The following is a 21,220-nucleotide window of genomic DNA, read 5'->3' on the forward strand; positions in this document are numbered from 1 at the left end:
GGGAAAGAGAATGGCCGTATCCTCGACCGGCAAATCGAAATCCGGCGCATCGCGGCCGCCATAGCCGTGGCCGACGACCAGCCCGCGCCGCACCGGCCGTTGCCGCGGCAGGAGCAGCCAACCGCTGATCTCGAATCCACCGGTCGACGTGTAGGTGATGTCGAGGACCTGCCAGTCTCGATGCGTCAGCTTGCTTTTCCGAAGCACCGGTCGCGGGTCGGTGGCGATCGCCTTTTCGTATCGAGCCCGCCAGAAGGCGTCGAAGCCCGGCGGCGCCTCGGGCGGAACGATCGCTCGGAGGTCGGCAAGGGTCATGCCGTAGGTGGGGTCGAAGGCGAAGGGGTGTGTGGTGGGAATGCTCATGGGAGGGTTGTTTCGCGAAAAGGCGGGCAATGCAAGGCACGAACGCCTGATGCGTAAGGCGCCCTCGGGATGGCTAACCTGAAACGTTACAGTGTTGTCACTTCCACCCTGTACAACACCGGTCCGCTTGGCTAAACCGCCTCTCGAAACCATGAAGAACGGGATTTCCATGATCGATCCGAAGACCCTTGCAGCCCGCTTCCCGGGCGATTTCACCTTTGGCGTTGCGACGGCGGCGTTTCAGATTGAAGGCGCTTCCAAGGCAGACGGCCGCAAGCCCTCCATCTGGGATGCCTTCTGCAACATGCCGGGTCGCGTCTTCAACCGCGACAATGGCGACGTCGCCTGCGATCACTATAACAGGCTCGATCAGGACCTCGATCTCATCAAGTCCATGGGCGTCGAAGCCTACCGCTTCTCGATCGCCTGGCCGCGCATCATCCCTGACGGCACCGGCCCGGTGAACGAGGCGGGCCTCGATTTCTACGATCGCCTCGTCGATGGCTGCAAGGCGCGCGGCATCAAGACCTTCGCAACGCTTTACCACTGGGATCTGCCGCTGCTTCTGGCTGGTGACGGCGGCTGGACAGCGCGCTCGACGGCTTACGCGTTCCAGCGCTATGCCAAGACCGTGATGGCCCGCCTCGGCGATCGTCTCGACAGCGTCGCGACCTTCAACGAGCCGTGGTGCATCGTCTGGCTCAGCCATCTCTACGGCATTCATGCGCCGGGCGAACGCAACATGCAGGCGGCGCTGCACGCCATGCACCACATGAACCTTGCGCACGGTCTCGGCGTCGAGGCGATCCGCGCGGAAGCGCCCAATGTGCCTGTCGGCCTCGTGCTCAACGCCATGTCCGTCATGCCGGGTTCCGATAGCGCGGCCGATCAGGCGGCTGGCGAACGTGCTCACCAGTTCCACAACGGCGCCTTCTTCGATCCGGTCTTCAAGGGCGAGTATCCGAAGGAGTTCCTGGAAGCGCTCGGCGACCGCATGCCTGTTGTGGAAGAGGGTGACCTGAAAATCATCAACCAGAAGCTCGACTGGTGGGGCCTCAACTATTACACGCCGCTGCGTGTCGCCGATGATCCGGCAAAGAACGGCGATTTCCCTTGGACCGTCGAGGCGCCACGCGTCAGCGACGTGAAGACCGATATCGGCTGGGAGGTTTATGCGCCCGGCCTGAAGAACGTCGTCGAGGATCTCTATCGTCGCTACGAACTGCCGGAGTGCTACATCACCGAGAACGGCGCCTGTGACAATACGGGTATCGAACAGGGCGGCCAAGTCAACGATACGATGCGCCTGGACTACTACGGGGAGCACCTGGACGTCGTCGCCGACCTGATCAAGGACGGCTATCCAATGCGCGGCTACTTCGCCTGGAGCCTGATGGACAATTTCGAGTGGGCCGAGGGCTACCGCATGCGTTTCGGCCTCGTCCATGTCGACTACGACACGCAGGTTCGCACCGTGAAGAAGAGCGGCAAGTGGTACAGCGAACTCGCCGCTCAGTTTCCGAAGGGCAACCACAAGAGGGGCGCGGAATAACCGCTTTTCTCTTTGCTTTTCCGTGGCGCCGGCGAGGGACTTCAATCAATCGCCGGTAGCCAGCGGTGCATTGCAGGATAATGCACCGGGCAGACTTTTCTCCTCGCTGAGTTGGCCGATGGCCGCCGGTCTGTATCGGCGCTTGTAAAATTTCTCATTGCAATCAACGGCGCAAGTTCGAGACTTCTCTAGTCAACCATTTGAAATGATTGCGACAATCATAATTTTTAAATGCCGGCTGAATTTGCCCAAAAATCGCGGATGATTAATCGTTACATCGATAGCTTAACCGTTTTTTGAGCCCTTGGCTGGCAGACTTCCTTGATCGGGAGCTGTGAATGCGGGTTATCTTCGGGGGCAACAAAAAAGTCTCGGGCATCGGTCGTCATGCGACCGTGACTTGCGTGCTCTTGTCCTTTGCCATCGTGGTCGCTGTCGTCACCATCATGGTGCTGAGCGCACTCGAGCGCGTCGCGGACAGGTCGAACGTGCTTGATGACGAGCGCTCGCGGGAAACCATGTCCGGAGCGCTGAAGACCTTCGAGATGCAGCTTGGCGCGACCCTCAACGACTATGCTGCCTGGGACGATGCTGCGGTGAACGTCTATGCTGCCGATGGCATGGCCTGGACGATCAGCAACTATGGCGAAATGTCGGTCAACAGCTCGCTCTTCGACATGGCCATCGTAATTGACGATACGAAGAGGCCGATCATGGCTTATCGTGAAGGCGTGCCGATGGACGGCGCGCTGGAGGATTTCTTCTCGCCCGCGCTCTGGACGCTCTTCGACAAGGTGAAGGCCGCAGGTCCGCAGGACAATCCCGAAGCGACGGGGTTCGTCGGTACCAAGACCGGCATAGCGGCGGTTGGCGTGGCGCTGGTCCGGGAAAAGTCGGGGGCACTTAGCGAGCCGGTCGGAAAGCATCGCTATCTTATATTCGCGCGGCATCTCAATGCCGCCAAGGTTGCCGAACTCGGCGCCACCTATGTTATTGACGGACTAAAGCTGGTCGATCCGTCTCTTGAGACGCCCTATTCGGTTTCGATCGCAGACGCCCGCTCTGTCGTTCTCGGCAAGCTCGTCTGGGTATCACGGGCGCCCGGCGATATCGGTTATGGCGAGGTTCGCCCGATGGTCGTCCAGGCGCTCGGGCTCGTTGGGCTGTTCTTCGTTGTTCTGCTCGTGATCGGCTCACTTGCTCTGCGGCGCCTCAAGGCGGAAGAGATCAATGCCAGGGAAGAGGCAAACCGTGATCGGCTGAGCGGCCTGTTGAACCGCGACGGCTTGGGATCCGCGATCGACGATTTCGTCGCCGAAGCCAAGCACACCCGCCGCAACGTGCTCATCCTCTATCTCGATCTCGACGGCTTCAAGGAAGTCAACGACGCCTATGGCCATGGCACCGGCGACCAGTTGATCCGTGCGGTCGCTGCCGGCCTCAACGTTCTCATTCCCGAGGGCGCCGTTCTCGCTCGCATTGGCGGTGACGAGTTCGCGATCGCCTTCATTTCCGAAAGCGAGCATGCTGCTGCCCTGCAGCTTTCCGAGCAGATATTGGATTTCCTGGCGGAGCCTCTGGAAATCGGCCGACGTGTGGTCGTCATCGGCGCGAGTATCGGTATCGCCATGTCGGAAGGCGGCACAATCGATCGCGAAGAACTGGTGCGGCGGGCCGACCTTGCCATGTACAAGGCAAAGGAAGCGGGCCGCGCTCGAATGACGCTTTATGACCCCGCGATGGATGCCGACCGCGGGGAGCGCAACGCGCTGGAACTCGACCTGCGCATGGCAATCGAGGGCGGCGATCTTACGATTGCCTACCAGCCGCTTATCGATGCGGCCACGCATGAAATGACCGGGGTTGAGGCATTGGTGCGGTGGAACCGTCCGGGTCATGGCCCGGTCTCGCCTGAAGTGTTCATTCCGATCGCGGAAACGAGTGGGCTGATCGAGGCGCTGGGGCTTTTTGTCCTGCGAAAGGCTTGCGAAACCGCCAAGCAATGGCCGGAGCTGCGCATCTCGGTCAACGTTTCTCCGGGGCAATTCCGCAACCCGGCTTTTGCCGACTATGTCCGCTATGTCCTGAAGCAGACGGAGATCGAAGCCAAGCGCGTGACGCTTGAGGTCACCGAGGGTTACATGATCCAGAACCCGCAGCGGACGCGGCAGGCGATCGAGCGGCTGAAGGCGCTCGGCGTCAAAGTGGCGCTCGACGACTTCGGTTCCGGCTTCTCGTCCATCGGGTATTTGCGGCAGTTCGGTTTCGACCGCATCAAGATCGACCGCTCGCTCGTCATGGACATTCTGGAAAGCGATAGCCAACGCGAAATGCTGCAGGCGACCGTGGCGCTCGCCCGCTCTCTCGACATCCCGGTCACCGCTGAGGGCATCGAAACCGAGGAGCAGGGTATCGCGGTGCGGCTCTTCGGCTGCGATACGTTGCAAGGCTATTTCTTTGGCCGCCCCATGCCAGCCGACCAGATCACCGAAAGGCTGATGCAAGCGCGGGCGGCGAAAATCACCACCCGCCGTACCAGCGCCGCCTGATCAGGTTCCGATGTGCTTCTGGCCGCGCTTCTTGGCAAGCGCAATCTGGTGCTGCCGCTGGCGGTAGCGCAAACGGTCGTCTTCGCTGCGCGTGTGGTAGCAGTTGCTGCAGGAGACGCCTTCCTCATAGTGCGGTGAGGTGATTTCTTCCACAGTGATGGGATTGCGGCAGGCGTGGCAAAGCTTGTGCTCGCCTTCCTTCAGGCCGTGCTCGACCGAGACACGCTCGTCGAAAACGAAACAGGCGCCGTCCCAGAGGCTCTCTTCCTGCGGAACTTCCTCGAGATACTTCAGGATGCCGCCCTTGAGGTGATAAACCTCCTCAAAGCCCTGCTCCTTCATGAAAGCGGTCGCCTTCTCGCAGCGGATGCCGCCGGTGCAGTACATGGCAATCTTCGGCTTGTTGTGCAGGCCGGCATTGTTGCGCACCCAGTCCGGGAACTCGCGGAACGTCTTCGTCTGCGGATCGACGGCACCACGGAAGACGCCAATTGCCGTCTCGTAGTCGTTGCGCGTGTCGATCACGATCGTATCGGGATCGGAAATCAGCGCGTTCCAGTCCTGCGGCGCGACATAGGTGCCGACCACCTTGTTGGGGTCGATGTTCTCGACGCCCATGGTGACGATCTCTTTCTTGAGCTTCACCTTCATGCGCAGGAAAGGCATCTTCGACGCGTGGCTTTCCTTGTGTTCAAGCGCGGCAAACTCCGGCTGAGCGCGCAAATAGGCGAGCACTGTCTTGATGCCCGTGTCTGGTCCCGCGATCGTGCCGTTGATCCCCTCGTGCGCCAGAAGCAGCGTGCCCTTCACGCCGTTTTCCTCGCAAAGCGACTGCAGCGGCTCGCGCAGACTTTCGAAGCGCGGCACGGAAACAAAATGGTAAAGCGCCGCGACGAGGAAAGGGCTCGCCGCTGCCATCGGTTGAGTCAGCGTGTCTGTCATGTGGCTGGAAATACAGGTTTCGGCCCGCGAACGCAATCGGCGGCATCGCCGCGGTCGGCAACAACCTTCCAGAGTAGTGCGATCCGGTCTGCCTCCCTGTCGTAGTCCTTCGGAAACACATCCTCGGCACGGTCCAGCGCTGCGTTCCGATCTTCCTGCTGGCGGAAGATGATGGTGTCGAGCAGACGGGCGAGATCGTCGGCATTCGGAAAAAAGTGCGGCTCTGCCTCGACGAGTTCGCAGAGCACATCGAGATCGTGGACGTGACCGAGCAGATCAACGAGTTGGCTTGCCGCTTCGTACTTCGCCTTCATTGCCGTCGGCCACAGGGGGCGAAGAAGGGTGTGGTAGGCGCGGTAGTCCTGCGTCCGCTTGCGCAATGTGTGGAAGGTCTCCGCCGAGGCTTCGTCGTGGCAGGCGGAAATTGCCTTCTGCGCGCCGCGGACGGTTTTCCGCCAACCCTTGGCGATTAGTCGTGCGTTCTTGCTCTGACGGCCCTTGAACTCGACTGTGTCGAGCGCGGCAATGGCCTCCTCAAGGATGCCGGGTATTTCCGATAGCCGCTGCTCCAGGCCACTCTCGGCGGCCCCAAGCATGCGATCGCGGCGCATCTCGAGTGCGGAGACGATGCGGCCAAGCGCCTGACCCTCCTCGGCGTCGCGCGCGTTTTCCTTCAGATAGACGGCAGTGTCGATCAGCGCCGCGGCATCGCGGATCGTGGAGACGGATTTCGCGATGTCACGAAGCCTGGCGTTCTCCCGCTGGCGAAACGCCGGGATGTCGCTGGCGACGAGGCGGTAGAGCGATCGGACGCGTTTCAGGTTTTTGCGGAAATCATGAATGGCCTCGTGCGTGCCATTCGGCCTGTCTTCAATAATTTCTATTGCCTCTCGCAGATGGTCAGCGGCCGCTCTGCGAAATTCGCCTGTAAGATTGTGGTCAGGCCGTATGCGAAAAGGCATGCCTATCGTGCTCGAATTCGGTGGCAAGTGCCTGATTTGAATAGCGGAAATCACCTGTAACTTCACGACCGATCCAGGCGGGCAGGCTCGGATTGTCGTTTTCCGAATCCATTTCGACTTCTGCAATGACCAGCCCGCGGTGCTCGCCGGCAAAGACATCGACCTCCCAGACAAAACCATCGTGGGGAACGCGGTGGCGCGTCTTCTCGATGACAATGCCGACGGCCTCCTTCAGGAGTTCTTCAGCGTCGCCAACGGGGATGTCGTATTCGAATTCGTCTCGCGTCATCGTGCTGCGGCCAATCTTGACCGTCAGCCGCGCTTTCTTGCCATCCAGTACACGAATGCGGACCGATCGATCGTCCATGGAGGCAATGTAGCCCTGCCGTAGCTTCGATTTCGTTTCGGCTTCGGAACGCCATGCATCGCTGCGTACTAGAAACTTCCGCTCGATCTCTTTCGCCATTTCAGTGAACCTTTTGTGACGATCGCGATACGCTAGCGCAATTTTTTGGCCATTGATACCCATTCTATTCCAAAGGTCGGTTTAGTCTCGACAAAGCTTACCTTGAGGGTTATTCCGGGTCCCGAATTCAATCGTTTCAAAAGGATCGCGCAGCCATGGGCGAAAAGACAGATAAGCTCCTTTCCATCCTGAAACTTCAGCCTGTCGTTCCTGTTCTGATCGTCGACGACGTCAAGTCCGGTGTTTCGCTGGCGCGCGCACTTGTCGCAGGTGGCCTGAAGGCTATCGAGATCACCATGCGCACGCCGGCCGCGCTGGATGCCGTGCGTGCTGTTGCTGACGAAGTCGAAGGCGCCGAGGTCGGTGCCGGCACAATCCTCAACGCTGCCCACTGGGATGCGGCGGTTGCGGCTGGCTCGAAGTTTATCGTAAGCCCGGGGGCAACCCAGGAACTCCTCGATGCCGCGCGTCAGTCGACGGTCCCGCTGCTGCCGGGTGCCGCCACCGCCAGCGAAGTCATGGCGCTGCGCGAAGAAGGTTATCAGGTGTTGAAGTTCTTCCCGGCGGAGCAGGCCGGTGGCGCTGCCTATCTGAAGGCCTTGTCCTCGCCGCTATCAGGCACCGTCTTCTGCCCGACAGGCGGCATCTCGCTGAAGAACGCCATGGACTATCTCTCGCTGCCGAACGTCATCTGCGTCGGCGGCTCCTGGGTTGCGCCAAAGGAACTGGTCGCCGCCGGCGATTGGGCCGGCATTACCAAGCTTGCGTCGGAAGCGGCAGCACTGAAGGCCTGATTTAGGCCGAACCGATATTCAATGCAGGCGGCGCTCCGCCTGCATTTGTTTTTTGGGCGTCAATACCTATCTCCCATCTGGCTCTAGACAGGGAGATGATGAGGAATGTTCGACGCGAAGAAGCTTCTTGAGCAGTTCTTGGGTTCGCAGGTGCCGGGTGTCGGCGGTTCGGTCAAGGACCGCGCGGGCGATGCGGTCCAGATGGCCAAGGACAATCCGTGGAAGGCGGGCGCGCTGGCAACGGTGCTTCTCGGCACCAAGACCGGCCGCAGCATTGCCGGCAATGCACTGACGATCGGTGGTCTTGCCGCAATCGCCGGCCTTGGCTACCAGGCCTACAAGAATTATCAGGCCGGGCAGGCCCCTGCCACGCCGTCCGACGCACCTCCGCCGAGGACGCCGGTGCTGCCGCCGCCCGCGGAATCCGGATTTGGTGCGGCTTCGCCCGCGCAAAGCAACGAATTCGTCCTCGTTCTCATTCGCGCCATGATCGCGGCGGCAAAGGCCGATGGCCACATCGACGACGGTGAACGCGCGCTCATCCTCGACAAGATCAAGGTCGCCGACGTCAGCGGCGAAGCCGCTGCCTTCATCGAGCGTGAGCTCTCACAACCGACGGATCTCGATGCACTCGTCAAGGCCGCCGTCACCGAGGAGCAGCGGGTGGAGCTTTACACCGCCTCGCGTCTGACAATCGAGCCGGACTCGCGCGCCGAGCGCGGCTACCTCGACCTGCTTGCCGGTCGTCTCGGTCTCCCTGACGCGCTGGTTGACCATATCGAGGCTACGGTTTCCTCTGCCAAAGTCACTCTTTGAGTGCATCTCTAGGCCAGTTGCCTTTCCTGGGCGGCTGGCCTAAGCCATGTCTTCCCACTGGAGGAACACATGCGCGATCTATCGAATTTCAAGGGCTGCCCGGCGCCCGAGCCGATAACCCTCAAGGGCCGTTTTGTCACCGTCGAACCCTTTGTCCGCGAGCAGCATTTGCAGGCCCTGTGGGACGGCCTCGGCGGGATGGGCATCAACCCGTTGCTGCGTTATTTCGCGCAGCCCGACTTTGCCGGCATCGAGGATTTCTCCAACTGGCTTCAGTCGGTCGCGAAGTCGGGCTGGCTTACGCACATCTTCTGCGACAACGCCGGCAAGATCGTCGGCATGGCGAACTACATGCGGGCAGATCCGGCCAATGGCGTCATCGAGGTCGGCGGCGTGGCCCATGGTGCCGACATGAAGCGTTCACCGCTCTCCACGGAAGTCCATTATCTCATGGCCAAGCATGTCTTCGAGACACTCGGCTATCGACGCTATGAGTGGAAGTGCGACAATCTGAACGAGGCGAGCAAGACAACGGCGGCTCGCTACGGCTTTACCTTCGAAGGCGTATTCCGCCAGCACATGATCTCCAAGGGCCACAACCGCGATACCGCGTGGTTCTCGATGATCGATTCCGAGTGGCCGGCCCTGAACGCCGCCTTCGAGGCATGGCTGTCGCCTGAGAATTTCGATACGGACGGCAAGCAGAAGCGCCGGCTGGAGGATATCCGCGCCGAGGTGAGCAAGGAGCGCGCAGAATGACGGAGCCGAGATCGGAGGGTCGCTCGCAAGCTATTGCTGCCGCCGTGATCCTCGTCGTTGCCGGGGGCTTTCTCTACTTCATGCCTGCCATCGTTCTCTGGCTCGGCAATTACTCGCCCTACCTGGCGGCGGCTGTGGCTGCCTGCCTGGTCCTTGCTTTCTTTGGCGTCTTCTGGCTGAGGGCGCGATATCAGCGCGGGCGCGGCAAGTAGCGCTTTTGCTATCCCTGCAGAGAGGCACCAAGCAGCAGCGCACCCATGGCGATCACGAGCAGGGCGCCCAGAATTTCGATCGCATTGCCGATCCAGATCGAAGCTGCCGAGCCGCGGCCGGCAAGGCGCATTGCAGTGCCCTTGGCTGTGACGGCAAGCGTCGCAAGGATTGCGACGGTGATAGCGGTGCCGAGGGACATGGCGATTACCGACAGCACGCCACCGAGATAAAGGCCGTTCAGCAGCGAGAAGGTCATAACCAGCAGCGCTCCGGAGCAGGGACGCAGGCCGACGGCGATGATGGCGGACCAGGCTTCGCGGATGTTGAACTTGTCGGCGCCGAGAAGGGATGGGTCGGGCATGTGTGATTGGCCGCAGGTCTCGCAGGCCATGCCCGCAATGAACCTGTGTCCGGCCTGAAGGGCCTGCGCCTCGCCGAAGGCATAGCTGCCGCCCTGCGTCTGTTCCGCGTTGTCCTTCCAGTCCAGCATTATGCCGATTGTTCCCGAAGAGGTTGCCATGACCTCTTTGCGCGGCATACCTCCAACGAGGGCACGAAGCTTGCGGAACAGGAGCCAGCATCCGAAGAGGATGACCATCACGAAGCTGGCAATCTCCATCGCCTGTGTCGCCGCCGTCAGCGTGATGCCGGTGCCGCGCAGCACCAGCCAGGCACCGCCGACGAGCGCGATCGCGACCAATCCCTGCAGGAAGGCCGATACGAAGGAGATCGACACGCCTCGCTTCAGCTCGATTTCGTTGGCGATCATGTAGGAAGAGATCACGGCCTTGCCGTGTCCAGGGCCGGCGGCATGGAAAACGCCGTAGGCAAAGGAGAGGCCGATCAGGGTCCACAGATGCCAGGAATCATCACGCATGGCCCGAAGCGCCCCGGTCAGCGCGCGATAGAATGCTTGCTGCTGCGCGTTGATGTAAAGGAGAACGGGTGCCAGCGGACCGCCGGTCGGCTGGAAGCTGGGCTCCGACGTGCCGATGCCGAGCGGCGACTGCGCGTGCGCGACCGTCAGGCCCGCGAGCAGCGCGAGCGCCGCACCGAGTGCAATCTGCCGAAGGCGATGCCTCAGCATGTCAGGTCGAGCCGCGTCGCGAAGAGCTTCGACATATTCGTCCCCGTCGGGTCGTTGAAGAAGGCATCGGTCAAGGTTTGCTTGTTCTCGGCGATCACCTGGTCGGCATCCGGGCGGACAACCTGGTGCTTGCAGCTCTTGAAGCTGTCTCCGACCAAAACCAGTTCGTTGTCGGTTGGAAAGTCGATCGACGTGTAGAGTGTCGGGTCATAGACGCCGAAAGTCAGTTTACCCTTGAGTGGCATCTTCTCCGCCGGCTTGACGGCGAAGAACATCAGCAGCTGCCCCTGCTTGTAGTCCACATGGATCAGGTCGGGCTTCTCGACCTTGATGTTCTTACCGTTCATGGTGAGGTTCATGTAGTAGTCGTAGTCTACCAGCGAGTCCCGCACCGTCTTTCCGACTTCGGCCAGTTCGTTCGGATCGAGCTTCAGGTCGGTATTCTTGTCGAAATCCATGACAACCGAGGATGAGAACACCTCGTCAAAGCGCCAGACGTTGCGCAACTCGGCAACATTGCCCTGATCGTCGGCGACCACCTCAAGCCGTGCCTCGACGAAGACGTGCGGGTGCGCAAAGGCGGCGGCTGGCAGAAGCGACAGGAGCGACGCCATCAGGAATGTCGATTTCTTCATGCGTGCTCTTGTTGGGGATCCCGTTGTTTGCCGTGATTTCTCGCCAGAAAATGGGACGGAATTGGGACCGACCGCTGCTTCGGACCGGTCATGGATGCTTCTTGAACCAGTTATGAAGATAATCGACGAAGGTACGCACCTTGGCCGGCAGATAGCGGCGGTGCGGGTAAACGGCGTAAATACCGCGATCGGTTGGTATGTAGTCGTTGAACAGCGTAACCAGTTCCCCGCTCTCGATAGGCTTGCGGGCGATGAAATCAGGAATGAGCGCCACGCCGATGCCGGCGAGGGCGGCGCGCAGCGTCGCATGTGGGCTGTTGACCTCCATCGGGCCTGTCACCGCTACCGCGAAGGATGTGCTGTCCGGATTGTAGAAGCGAATGCTGCCCTGGCTGCGGGAGTTGGTATCGACGATGAAGGGAACGTTTGACAGATCCGACGGATGGGCGAGCTCCGGATGGCGTTCGACGAAGTCGGGCGTCGCGCAGAGGTGGACGCGGAAATCCGAAATCTTGCGGGCGATCATGCCGGAGTCCTCGAGTTTGGTCACGCGGATGGCGACGTCGAAGCCTTCCTCGATAAGATCGACGAAACGGTCATCGGCCGCGATCTCCAGCGCCAGATCCGGATTTTCCCTGGCGAAATCGATCAGCGACTGGCCGACATCGGCGTCGACAAAGGTGCGCGGCACCGAGATCTTCAGTCGTCCCTTCAACTGCGCATTATTCTCCCGCACGAGATCGGCGAGGTTGTCGATCTCCTTCAGGATATCGGAGGCCGTGCGGTAATAGGTGTGGCCGGCCTCGGTCATGGAGAATTGGCGGGTCGTTCGATTGAGCAACAGAGCGCCCAGTTCGTCCTCCAATTCACGAACATATTTCGACAAGAGCGCCTTGGAACGGCCGGTGCGTCGCGCCGCGGCCGAAAAGCCTTCTGCTTCAACGACATCGATGAAGGCGCGGATGCGAGTGAGCGTGTCCATTGGCGATCTCCCCAAAAAGCGCCGAACCGTCTTTCAAATCAGTCGGTTGCGGACCGTTTCGCCACGTTGAACAAATTGCAGTGTGTTGTTCAAATATTTTCTGCCGGGAGATGCGAAAAAACCGCTTGATTATGACTGCGAATATTCTTATCTCGAGGTCAGCCCAAAGTCGCACGTGCCCATGGGTGTCCGCCGAACCCTCGAATTGGTGAGGAAATCGGTAAGGTACCTGGAATTAACCCCTCCAGTCGCTATTCCGGCCAACCGGAAAATGCGAGGACGCCTGAAGCAACGACGGTGCGGGCCTTTTTGTTCTCTCCCTGCTTTCCATCAGCGGGGGTTACTGAAGAGGCACACCTTCATTGCCGGAAGTGCGGTAGGGAAACCCCTCCAATCCATGGCAGACAAAGCCGAATCCATGTCGCTTGCGCGGCGTTGATTCATCATCTGCGCAATCCAAGCGCTTGCTAAGGTTCCGGGGTCTCCACCGGCTGGTTCCTATGCGAGTGATTGGTTGCCCTTTGTCCTCCGGGTTTTCCCGGGGTTCTGGAATTGGAAAAGGGATTGACATGACCACTCAGCGCATCCGCGACTTTCTCGCTACCCGACGTCCCGACGGTCCCTGCCTCGTGGTTGACCTCGACGTCGTGCGCGACAACTTCTCCGCCTTCCGTCATGCGATGCCGGACAGCGCGATCTACTACGCCGTCAAGGCAAACCCGGCTCCGGAAGTTCTGAAGCTGCTTGCCGACATGGGCTCCAACTTCGATTGCGCGTCTGTCGCTGAAATCGAGATGGCGCTCAACGCCGGTGCGACCGCTGCCCGTATCTCCTACGGCAACACGATCAAGAAGGAACGCGACGTTGCCCGCGCGCATGCGCTCGGCGTCAGCCTCTTTGCGGTCGACAGCCACGAGGAAGTCGAGAAGATCGGCCGTGCCGCTCCCGGCGCCCGCGTGTTCTGCCGCGTGCTCACGGATGGTGAAGGCGCCGAATGGCCGCTCAGCCGCAAGTTCGGCTGCGTGCCGCAGATGGCCGTCGACGTTCTCGTCTACGCCCACCAGCTCGGCCTGGAGTCCTACGGCGTGTCGTTCCACGTCGGCTCGCAGATGACCAAGGTCGATGCCTGGGATTCCGCGCTCGCCGATGCCAAGCGCGTCTTCGTCCAGCTGGCCAAGCAGGGCATCCACTTGCAGATGGTCAACATGGGCGGCGGCTTCCCGACCAAGTACCTGCGCGACGTTCCGTCGGCTGAAGCTTACGGTCGTGCGATCTACCAGAGCCTTCGTGACCACTTCGGCAACAACCTGCCGAAGACGATCATCGAGCCGGGCCGCGGCATGGTCGGCAACGCCGGTGTCATCAAGACTGAGGTCGTGCTGATCTCGAAGAAGTCTGATAACGACGCTGCGCGCTGGGTGTTCCTCGACATCGGCAAGTTCGGCGGTCTCGCCGAAACGATGGACGAAGCCATTCGTTACCCGATCCGCACCGAGCGCGACGGCGACGAAATGGAGCCTTGCGTCATCGCCGGCCCGACCTGCGATTCCGCCGACGTGCTGTACGAAAAGAATCTCTACCCGCTGCCGATCTCCCTTTCGATCGGCGACGAGATCCTGATCGAAGGCACAGGCGCCTACACGACGACCTACTCGGCGGTCGCGTTCAACGGCTTTGAGCCGCTGAAGGCTTACGTCATCTGATATTGCCGGCCCCGTAGCCAGTCGGGGCGGCGCTTTCACAATTATCTTTCGACACCGTCTGAAACGGTTTTGAGTTCGGGAGGCCACGATGGCCGCTGTTCTTGATTCTGTCCGCGCATTCTTTGCGCCCTCTGTCTTCGTCATCGACGCCGAAAACCCTTCGGACGTCGTCGCGCGCGAAAATCTGCTCGACCGCGCCATGGGTCCGAACCGCCGCAAGAAGTCGTCGGAGAAGATCCGCCGTGGCCGCGTGCCTGCAGAAGGTCTTGCGCTGGTTGCGCGTGATTGCGACGGCCATGTCATCGGCACGGTTCGGCTATGGAACGTTGAGGCCGGTGTTAACGCCGACGGCACGCCGATCAATGCTTTGCTGCTCGGACCGCTGGCGGTCGATTCGAGCTTTGAAGGCAAGGGTGTCGGTTCGGCGCTGATGCGGGCGGCTGTCCTGGAAGCCAAGAACCGCGGGCACGGTGCGATCCTCCTCGTCGGCGATGCCCCATACTACGAGCGCTTCGGCTTCTTTGCCGAAAAGGCTCAGCATCTTGTCATGCCCGGCCCATTCGAACGCTCGCGCTTCCTGGCGCTGGAGCTGATCGAGAGCTGGCTTGACGGTGCGGCCGGCATGATCGTTCCGTCGGGACGCATGCTGACCAGCGCGCCGGTCCGCAGGGCGGCGTGATCGGCAAAGCCTCTCCCTCCAAAGGGGAGGGGCTTTCTTGCTTTCCATTTCCATTTTTGGAAATCAGGTTCTAAGGGCGCCGGAAGAGCCGGCGGACGAGTATCCCTTAAATTTTGCGACTGCCTGCCCCTCGGGCTCCATTCATTTGACGACGGTTGTGTCGACCAATTCAGTTCCGGCAGTCTGAACGACATTTTCAGGTATAGCGGCGATGAAAAACATCGTGAAAGCATAAACCGCGAATATAGTCGCTGCGGCAGTGGCCTTTAGAATCATTCATGCACTCCTATTCTCAGGAGTTCAATGTGGGCCCAAAAGACGGCTTTCCAAAGAGTTTTCTGAACGCCAGATGAACAAAAAACTGTGACGGCGAAAATTAATGATATTTTAGCAACACCTGAGTTTCGCTCCGGTGAGTATAATATTCATGGTTTGTTCTGATAAATCTGCAATTATTTCAAGCATATAGATGAAAATTTCGGCAGAATTTTCCCCATGGCATAAGTCTGACCTAGGATTGGCTTGTCGTCGGGCAGGGAGCCGGGTTCATGAACCGGTACGCCTTCCGTTCATATTTCGGCGCTCGACGGCGGCCGTAGAAGGTGGGTCCGATGCCGTCAGGGCGGACGATCCAGCCGGACAAACCAGGTCGGGAGACGCTCCTGCCGTTCTGGTCGACCGGCAGACCTGATGCGGCCGGGCAGGCGGAACAGCCTGACACTATCATGCCAATACCCAACCGCCTGCCCGCTCCCATCGGGACAGACCGTCGCTGAGTGAGGCTCGGGCGCGGCAATTGTTGCTGCCTTGATGAATGCCAATCGCTCCCGCCGTTGTCGGTCATAATCCTTCACGTCCTCGTGAGTCTGGGCGGAGAGGTCGTGATTTCGAGACCCGTGTACGCTAGGTCAGCGGGATGATGACGCGCCTGGCCTTCTTCATTTTGCTCCTGCTGTTCCCGCTCGCTGCCTTCTCGCAGCAGGAGGACAGCGAAATGACTCCTCTCCTGCAGGGCTTGTCCTCGCGGGAGGTCTTGCAACCATTGAAGACGGTGATCGTTGCCCGGGACGGCCGGATCATCGCCGAAAGAGGCTATCGCGGTCACACCCCCACCGAATCCGTCAACATCAAGTCCGCTTCCAAATCGATCATCTCGAGCCTCGTGGGCATCGCCATCGACAAGGGGTTGCTCGAAGGACCGGACCAGAAAGTCGGTCCCATCCTGAAGGCGGATCTGCCTGTCAATCCTGATCCGCGGCTCAACGAAATCACCATCGGCAATCTGCTCTCCATGCAGGCGGGGCTCGATCGGCTGTCCGGCGCGAACTATGGCCGCTGGGTCTCCTCGCGCAACTGGGTGCGTTTTGCGCTCGCGCAGCCCTTCGTTGATGAGCCGGGTGGTCGGATGCTCTACTCGACCGCCTCCACGCACCTTCTCTCGGCTGTTCTCACCAAGGTGAGCAGGAAGTCCACGCTGGCGCTGGCGCGTGAATGGCTCGGCCCGGTCGACGGTTTTCGGATAGGCGCCTGGGAGCGGGATCCGCAGGGCATCTATCTCGGCGGCAACCAGATGGCGATGACAGCTCGCTCGTTGCTGGCGTTCGGCGAGCTGTATCGCAATGGTGGCAAGACTGCCGATGGCACACAGGTCGTGCCGGCGCACTGGATCGCCCAATCCTGGCAGCACCGCACGAACTCCCGCTTTTCCGGTGACAGCTATGGTTATGGTTGGTTCTCACGCGAGATAGGCGGTGAAGACGTCCACTTTGCCTGGGGTTACGGCGGCCAGATGCTCTACATCGTGCCGTCGCTTGACCTGACGGTTGTGATGACATCGGCTGAAAGCGGCCCTTCTGCACGCACCGGCTACCGCGATGCGCTGCACGGGGTTCTGGCCGAGATCATCGCCGCCAGTCGCCCGAGCTGATCGGTCGATTTCGGTACATCGTTAAAAAGCGAGCGAGCTCAGAAATCAAAATTCAATAGCGTCATCATAAAGTGCGCCGGCCAATAGGTTGGAGCGCGCCGGAAATGATGTTGGACCTGAGAACGATCTATGTCGTTTCGGCCATGACATGCCTGGTGCTGGGCAGTGTGCATCTCGCGGCACACTGGACCGGTCGTTTCGGACGCTGGCCGGCCTGGTGGGGCGTCAGCAATCTCCTCATCGGCATCGGCTCCCTTTGTGTTTCCCTGCGCGGTTTCGTCCCTTCCTTCGTCTCCCTCGATGCCGGCAATGTCGTGACGATTGCCGGGTACCTGATGACATTCCTTTCCGTTCGCGTCTTTGCGGACCGGCCGGTCGACAGGCGCCACTGCATGCTTGCCATTGCTTGCATCAGCTTGCCCGTCCTGTTCTTCACTGTTGATCCTGGAACGGTATCGGGCCGTATCCTGTACGTCTCAGGCGTATGTTGCCTTTGTGATCTCGCAATCCTGCGGGAAGCGGTGGGCATCCGTCGACGCGAGAAGCTGTTTTCGGCCGGGTTGTTCGCCTGGCTCTATGCGCTGACTGCGGCGATCTTCCTGGTTCGCAGCCTGCTTGCGGCATCGGGCCAGATCGACGGCCCGGGCGCCTTTGGCGACAACCCCGCTCATGGTTGGATGGCGGCGACGGCCGTGGTTTTCCTGGCTCTTCGCAGCGTCCTGATAGTCCTGATGGCCGCCGAGCGCAGCAGGAACGAGCTTGTCGACCTGGCGCATCGTGATCCGCTGACCGGCGCGCTCAATCGAAGCGGCCTGGCCCAACGCTGGCCATCCGAGCGGCAAAGCTCACCGGCGCTGCTCGCCGTCGATATCGACAATTTCAAGCAATTGAACGACCAGCACGGCCATGTGGTCGGCGACGACATGTTGCGGCTCTTCGCGAGCGTCGCGCAGGCGATGCTGCGTTCCGGCGATCTGCTGTCGCGTCAGGGCGGCGACGAGTTCCTGGTCGTTCTGAAGGACGTGAGCGAGACGGAAGCGGTGCAGGCCGCCGAAGCCATCAGGCTGGCATTCTCGGCTGCCGTTGCGCAGGTGCCGGGACTTGCGGTCTTGCCGACCCTCAGCATCGGCGTAGCGACCTCCGGCGGAACGGACGCCGACTTCGAGCAGCTTCTGCGAAAGGCGGACGAGGCGCTCTATGCCTCCAAACGCCGAGGTCGGAATCGCGTCGAGGCGTCTTCAGGGCGAGAACAGGCCGCCTAAACGGGATCCCACGGGCCTAGCGATCCAGAGATTTCGATCGGCGCCAGTGATAGAGGACATCAGGTTCCCGCTCCTCGTTGCCGGCACCGTCCGTCTCTTCTTTAGCGACAAAGCCGTGGCGCTCATAGAACCGTCGCGCGTTGGTGTTTCTTTGAAACGTCCAGAGCGCAATTTCGTCCATCTGCTCCTGAGCCCGGTGAAGGAGCATGGTGCCTATACCCTTCGCCTGAAAGTCGGGAAGGACATAGAGCTGATCGATTTCATTTTCGCCATAAGCTATAACAGCGACCAGCCGCTGCTCTGAGAAGGCGCCAAGTATGGTGCGGTGAGGAAGAAGCTGTGTGCGCCAGTAATCCTCGTCTTCTTCCGGGGTATGAACATCCAACAACCAGGGAAGCCGCTCCCAAAGAGCGAGACGCCGCAGCATTGCGGCATCTCGCATATGTTCGGCCTCAAGCCTGATGATGTCGGGTTGTCGCGTCCCGTGGTGCACGGCAGCTAGGCCGCGATGTCGACGACGCCGCAATCGCCGGCTTCAGAAGCGAATGCAAGCAGCTTGCCGTTCTTGCTCCAGCTCATCGAGGTGATGGCGCCCTTGCCGGGGCGGCGGAGCAGCGCTTCCTTGCTGTCGGCAATGCGGACGGCGAGGATCATGCCGTCGATAAAGCCGATGGCGAGAATGTCTTCGACTGGGTGGAACTTCACCGATGTCGCCATGATGTTGGCGCGCGTGCCGAGTTCGAGCGGCGCCTTGCCCATCGGGCCGTCCTTGCCCTGGAACGGCCAGACGATCGCGGCCGGCGCACCCGAGGAGGCAAGCCACTTGCCTTTTGCCGACCAGGAGAGGGATTTCACCTTGGCGGGGTAGCCGGTCATGCGCATGTGGCGTGTGTCGGCGCCGGCCTTGCCGTCGAGCTTCCAGCCGTGCAGCGCATTCTCCTGCATCATGGTGACGAGGAAATTGCCGTCAGGCGAGAAGGTGACGCCGGTGTGGGCGCCCTTCCATTCGAGGTCTGCGGGCTTGGCTGATGTGCCGACCCAATGCAGCGACACACCGTTGTAGCGCGCTGCGGCAATGCGCATACCCTTGGGCGCAAAGGCGAGACCTTCGACGGTCCGCTCCTCGGTAAATTCCTTGGTGGTTCCGTCTGGAAGGCGAACGAAAGAGCTCTTGCCATAGGCATAGGCGACTGCGCCTTGCGGGCCGGCAGCAAGTTGCGAAATCCACTTGCGCGGCGCGTTGGCAAGCTCGGTCACACTGGCGTCGGCTCCGATACGCAGCACCTTGCCGTCCTCGCCGCCGGAAATCAGGCTCTCGCTATAGGGGTCGCGGATGCAGCTCAGCATGCCCTGATGGGCTTCGGTCACCTTCTCGCCGCCGTCGAGGCGATGGAACGTGCCAGCGGCATTGGCGAAGAAGGGGGTGTCACCTAAAAATTCGACGGCCAGGATATGGCCGTCGAGATCAAACGGGGCAACTGTCGGCATCAGGCTGCCGCCTCGCACGCCTTGAAGGAGGCTTCGAGCTTTTCGTGGTCGAGTTCGCGGCCGATGAAGACCAGGCGGGTCTCATGCTTCTCGCCGTCCTTCCACGGACGCTGATGGTCACCTTCAACGATCATGTGGACGCCCTGAATGACATAGCGCTCGGGATCGTCCTTGAAGGCAATGATTCCCTTGAGGCGCAGGATGTTTGGCCCCTGCGTCTGCGTGATCTTCTGGACCCAGGGGAAGAAACGCTCGGGGTTCATTTCGCCACCGCGCAGCGACACCGACTGCACCGTCACGTCATGGATCGGCGACATGGCGCCATGATGGTGGTGGTCATGATCGTGATCATGGTGGTGATGGTCGTGATCGTGATCGTGGTCATGCGCGTGGTGATGATGGTGGTGGTCGTGATCGCAATCCGGGCCGCAGACATGATCGTCGTGGTCATGGTCGAGGAAGTGCGGATCGTTTTCCAGCGCACGCTCCAGATTGAAAGCGCCCTGATCGAGCACGCGAGCGAGATCGACGCCGGAGCGGCTGGTCTTGTAGACGCGGGCCGAAGGATTGATGGCGTGGACGATGTCTTCGATCTGCGCCAGCTCTTCCGGCGTCACGAGGTCCGTCTTGTTGATCAGAACAACGTCGGCAAAGGCGATCTGATCTTCGGCCTCGCGGCTGTCCTTTAGGCGCAGCGGCAGGTGCTTGGCATCGACGAGAGCGACGACGGCGTCGAGTTCCGTCTTGGCGCGAACATCGTCATCCATGAAGAAGGTCTGGGCGACCGGTACCGGATCGGCAAGGCCTGTCGTTTCAACGATGATGCCGTCGAAGCGGCCGGGGCGGCGCATAAGGCCTTCGACGACGCGGATCAGGTCGCCGCGCACGGTACAACAGACACAGCCATTGTTCATTTCATAGATTTCTTCGTCGGATTCGACGATGAGATCGTTGTCGATGCCGATCTCGCCGAACTCGTTGACGATGACCGCGTATTTCTTGCCGTGGTTCTCCGACAGGATGCGGTTGAGCAAGGTCGTCTTGCCGGCGCCGAGGTAGCCGGTGAGAACGGTAACGGGGATTGGCTTCTGCTGAGTGGGGATCGCGTCGGTCATAAGAACCTCGAGAGATGGCGCCCGGGGGCGGGGCTGAAAATTCGTCGGTCTCATATAAGGAGTTGCGGACGGCAGTTCAAAGGGTTTTGTACGTTATAAGATCACATCGCGACGGCTATGGCGTCATCCGAGTTGCGTTGCATCGAATGCGTTGACGTCCTGCAGCAGTTCCACGAGGCCCCGCACGGAATGTGCGATCAGAGCCTCGCCTTTCTCCGCCGTGGCGACCGCGGCGTTTCCAGTTACACCTGAAGGGCTCAGATCCGACATTTTCCAGCCGAAGGCATGCGGCCCGTAGGCACGCAGATGTTTGAAACGTGCGGCAAAATCGGACTGGCGTGACGGGAAATCACCGGCTTTGATCATGTCCACCTTTTCAGGATGAAGCGCCAGCATCACCGAGGTCTCGATATCGCCGCCGTGGATGTCGATCGCCTTTGCCTCGGGCGAGATGACATCCATGGGAACGCCGAAGCGCGTCCAGCTCGTGGCGACGGCAAGCATGTTGAACCGGACACGGGCCTCGGTCGCAACGATCGTCGTCAACGGCGAGTTACCGCCATGGGCGTTCAGCATCACGAGCTTGCGGATTCCGAGGTCCGAGAGCCTTCGGGCAATGGCCAGCCAGCGTTCAACGGCCTCATCATATGTCAGCGTTTGTGTACCTTTCACGTCCATGTGCTCGATCGAGTAGCCGACTTTCTCGGTCGGCAGAAACGTGACGGGCAAGGCCGTGGGAAGGGCGGCCTTGAGCCGGGCAACGATGCCGGCTGCAATCAATGCATCGGTATCGAAGGGCAGGTGGGGGCCATGCTGTTCGTGCGCTCCGAGCGGCAGGACGGCGATCCACTGGCTGCGGTCCGCCGGGCTCAGGTTCGGGTCGTTGTCCTCGAAGTCGCGAGAAGGCGCAGTCATCCGGCTAAGGC

The 21,220-nt window shown here is 60.6% G+C and carries 21 protein-coding genes; 10 read left to right on the forward strand and 11 right to left on the reverse strand.

The window, feature by feature from the left end; genetic code table 11:
- Positions 1 to 363, reverse strand: a 363-nt coding sequence (locus JNB88_RS21130; protein WP_220357126.1) for an acetylxylan esterase, incomplete at its 3' end; no start/stop codon positions are given.
- A gap of 169 nt (positions 364 to 532) precedes the next feature.
- On the opposite strand from JNB88_RS21130, the gene JNB88_RS21135 reads away from it, so the two are divergent.
- Both JNB88_RS21135 and JNB88_RS21140 read left to right on the forward strand, forming a co-directional pair.
- A complete protein-coding gene (locus tag JNB88_RS21135) occupies positions 533 to 1,915 on the forward strand; it encodes a GH1 family beta-glucosidase (RefSeq protein ID WP_220357127.1) in 1,383 nt (460 codons plus the stop codon).
- Positions 1,916 to 2,253: 338 nt separating this feature from the next.
- Positions 2,254 to 4,464 carry a bifunctional diguanylate cyclase/phosphodiesterase gene (locus JNB88_RS21140; protein WP_220357128.1) on the forward strand — a complete coding sequence of 737 codons (2,211 nt, stop codon included), beginning with the start codon at positions 2,254 to 2,256 and terminating at the stop codon, positions 4,462 to 4,464.
- On the opposite strand, the gene trhO is transcribed toward JNB88_RS21140, so the two are convergent.
- The 3 genes from trhO to JNB88_RS21155 are packed head-to-tail and all read right to left on the reverse strand — an operon-like array spanning position 4,465 to position 6,834.
- Entirely contained in the window at positions 4,465 to 5,406 is a 942-nt protein-coding gene (gene trhO / locus JNB88_RS21145; protein ID WP_220357129.1) for an oxygen-dependent tRNA uridine(34) hydroxylase TrhO, read from the reverse strand. It abuts the gene before it with no gap.
- Positions 5,403 to 6,368 (reverse strand): CHAD domain-containing protein, encoded by a 966-nt coding sequence (locus tag JNB88_RS21150; protein WP_220357130.1) that lies wholly within the window; start codon positions 6,366 to 6,368, stop codon positions 5,403 to 5,405. Before JNB88_RS21150 ends, trhO begins: the two co-directional genes overlap by 4 nt.
- Positions 6,346 to 6,834 carry a CYTH domain-containing protein gene (locus JNB88_RS21155; protein WP_037133854.1) on the reverse strand — a complete coding sequence of 163 codons (489 nt, stop codon included), beginning with the start codon at positions 6,832 to 6,834 and terminating at the stop codon, positions 6,346 to 6,348. Before JNB88_RS21155 ends, JNB88_RS21150 begins: the two co-directional genes overlap by 23 nt.
- Positions 6,835 to 6,989: 155 nt before the next feature.
- Here JNB88_RS21155 and JNB88_RS21160 point away from each other — a divergent pair, with 155 nt between their 5' ends.
- The 4 genes from JNB88_RS21160 (at position 6,990) to JNB88_RS21175 (ending at position 9,415) form a co-directional block, all read left to right on the forward strand.
- A complete protein-coding gene (locus JNB88_RS21160) occupies positions 6,990 to 7,628 on the forward strand; it encodes a 2-dehydro-3-deoxy-phosphogluconate aldolase (protein ID WP_220357131.1) in 639 nt (212 codons plus the stop codon).
- A 105-nt stretch (positions 7,629 to 7,733) separates the two neighbouring features.
- Positions 7,734 to 8,444, forward strand: a complete 711-nt coding sequence (locus tag JNB88_RS21165; protein WP_220357132.1) for a tellurite resistance TerB family protein — start codon at positions 7,734 to 7,736, stop codon at positions 8,442 to 8,444.
- A 69-nt stretch (positions 8,445 to 8,513) separates the two neighbouring features.
- On the forward strand, positions 8,514 to 9,203 hold the full coding sequence (locus tag JNB88_RS21170) for a GNAT family N-acetyltransferase (protein WP_220357133.1): 690 nt from the start codon (positions 8,514 to 8,516) through the stop codon (positions 9,201 to 9,203).
- The gene (locus JNB88_RS21175) at positions 9,200 to 9,415 is read left to right on the forward strand and encodes a hypothetical protein (protein WP_037133423.1); all 216 of its coding nucleotides are present in this window, start codon (positions 9,200 to 9,202) and stop codon (positions 9,413 to 9,415) included. The genes JNB88_RS21170 and JNB88_RS21175 overlap by 4 nt, the downstream gene beginning before the upstream one ends.
- Positions 9,416 to 9,423: 8 nt before the next feature.
- Here the strand turns inward: JNB88_RS21175 and JNB88_RS21180 are convergent, their stop codons facing one another.
- The 3 genes from JNB88_RS21180 to JNB88_RS21190 form a co-directional block, all read right to left on the reverse strand.
- Entirely contained in the window at positions 9,424 to 10,503 is a 1,080-nt protein-coding gene (locus JNB88_RS21180) for a nickel/cobalt transporter (protein ID WP_220357134.1), read from the reverse strand.
- The gene (locus JNB88_RS21185) at positions 10,497 to 11,138 is read right to left on the reverse strand and encodes a DUF1007 family protein (RefSeq protein ID WP_037133427.1); all 642 of its coding nucleotides are present in this window, start codon (positions 11,136 to 11,138) and stop codon (positions 10,497 to 10,499) included. The genes JNB88_RS21180 and JNB88_RS21185 overlap by 7 nt, the downstream gene beginning before the upstream one ends.
- An 88-nt stretch (positions 11,139 to 11,226) precedes the next feature.
- The gene (locus JNB88_RS21190) at positions 11,227 to 12,120 is read right to left on the reverse strand and encodes a LysR family transcriptional regulator (protein ID WP_220357135.1); all 894 of its coding nucleotides are present in this window, start codon (positions 12,118 to 12,120) and stop codon (positions 11,227 to 11,229) included.
- A gap of 569 nt (positions 12,121 to 12,689) precedes the next feature.
- On the opposite strand from JNB88_RS21190, the gene odc2 reads away from it, so the two are divergent.
- The 4 genes from odc2 to JNB88_RS21210 all read left to right on the forward strand — a co-directional run bounded on the left by odc2 (position 12,690) and on the right by JNB88_RS21210 (position 17,691).
- Complete coding sequence (gene odc2 / locus JNB88_RS21195) at positions 12,690 to 13,823, forward strand: ornithine/lysine decarboxylase (RefSeq protein WP_220357136.1); 1,134 nt, start codon at positions 12,690 to 12,692, stop codon at positions 13,821 to 13,823.
- 88 nt (positions 13,824 to 13,911) lie between these two features.
- The gene (locus tag JNB88_RS21200; RefSeq protein ID WP_037133434.1) at positions 13,912 to 14,502 is read left to right on the forward strand and encodes a GNAT family N-acetyltransferase; all 591 of its coding nucleotides are present in this window, start codon (positions 13,912 to 13,914) and stop codon (positions 14,500 to 14,502) included.
- A 916-nt stretch (positions 14,503 to 15,418) separates the two neighbouring features.
- Positions 15,419 to 16,429, forward strand: coding sequence for a serine hydrolase domain-containing protein (locus JNB88_RS21205; protein ID WP_420832203.1), 1,011 nt, complete (start codon positions 15,419 to 15,421; stop codon positions 16,427 to 16,429).
- Positions 16,430 to 16,533: 104 nt separating this feature from the next.
- The gene (locus JNB88_RS21210; protein WP_220357137.1) at positions 16,534 to 17,691 is read left to right on the forward strand and encodes a GGDEF domain-containing protein; all 1,158 of its coding nucleotides are present in this window, start codon (positions 16,534 to 16,536) and stop codon (positions 17,689 to 17,691) included.
- A gap of 16 nt (positions 17,692 to 17,707) precedes the next feature.
- On the opposite strand, the gene JNB88_RS21215 is transcribed toward JNB88_RS21210, so the two are convergent.
- The 4 genes from JNB88_RS21215 to JNB88_RS21230 all read right to left on the reverse strand — a co-directional run bounded on the left by JNB88_RS21215 (position 17,708) and on the right by JNB88_RS21230 (position 21,209).
- Positions 17,708 to 18,118, reverse strand: coding sequence for a GNAT family N-acetyltransferase (locus tag JNB88_RS21215; RefSeq protein WP_223217275.1), 411 nt, complete (start codon positions 18,116 to 18,118; stop codon positions 17,708 to 17,710).
- 71 nt (positions 18,119 to 18,189) lie between these two features.
- Positions 18,190 to 19,179, reverse strand: coding sequence for a WD40 repeat domain-containing protein (locus JNB88_RS21220; protein WP_220357139.1), 990 nt, complete (start codon positions 19,177 to 19,179; stop codon positions 18,190 to 18,192).
- Entirely contained in the window at positions 19,179 to 20,294 is a 1,116-nt protein-coding gene (locus tag JNB88_RS21225; protein WP_220357140.1) for a CobW family GTP-binding protein, read from the reverse strand. Before JNB88_RS21225 ends, JNB88_RS21220 begins: the two co-directional genes overlap by 1 nt.
- 123 nt (positions 20,295 to 20,417) lie before the next feature.
- Entirely contained in the window at positions 20,418 to 21,209 is a 792-nt protein-coding gene (locus JNB88_RS21230; protein ID WP_220357141.1) for a creatininase family protein, read from the reverse strand.
- Positions 21,210 to 21,220: the final 11 nt, after the last annotated feature.

This window comes from Rhizobium cauense (assembly GCF_019511525.1).
In the GTDB taxonomy this organism is placed as follows: Bacteria; Pseudomonadota; Alphaproteobacteria; order Rhizobiales; family Rhizobiaceae; genus Rhizobium; species Rhizobium cauense.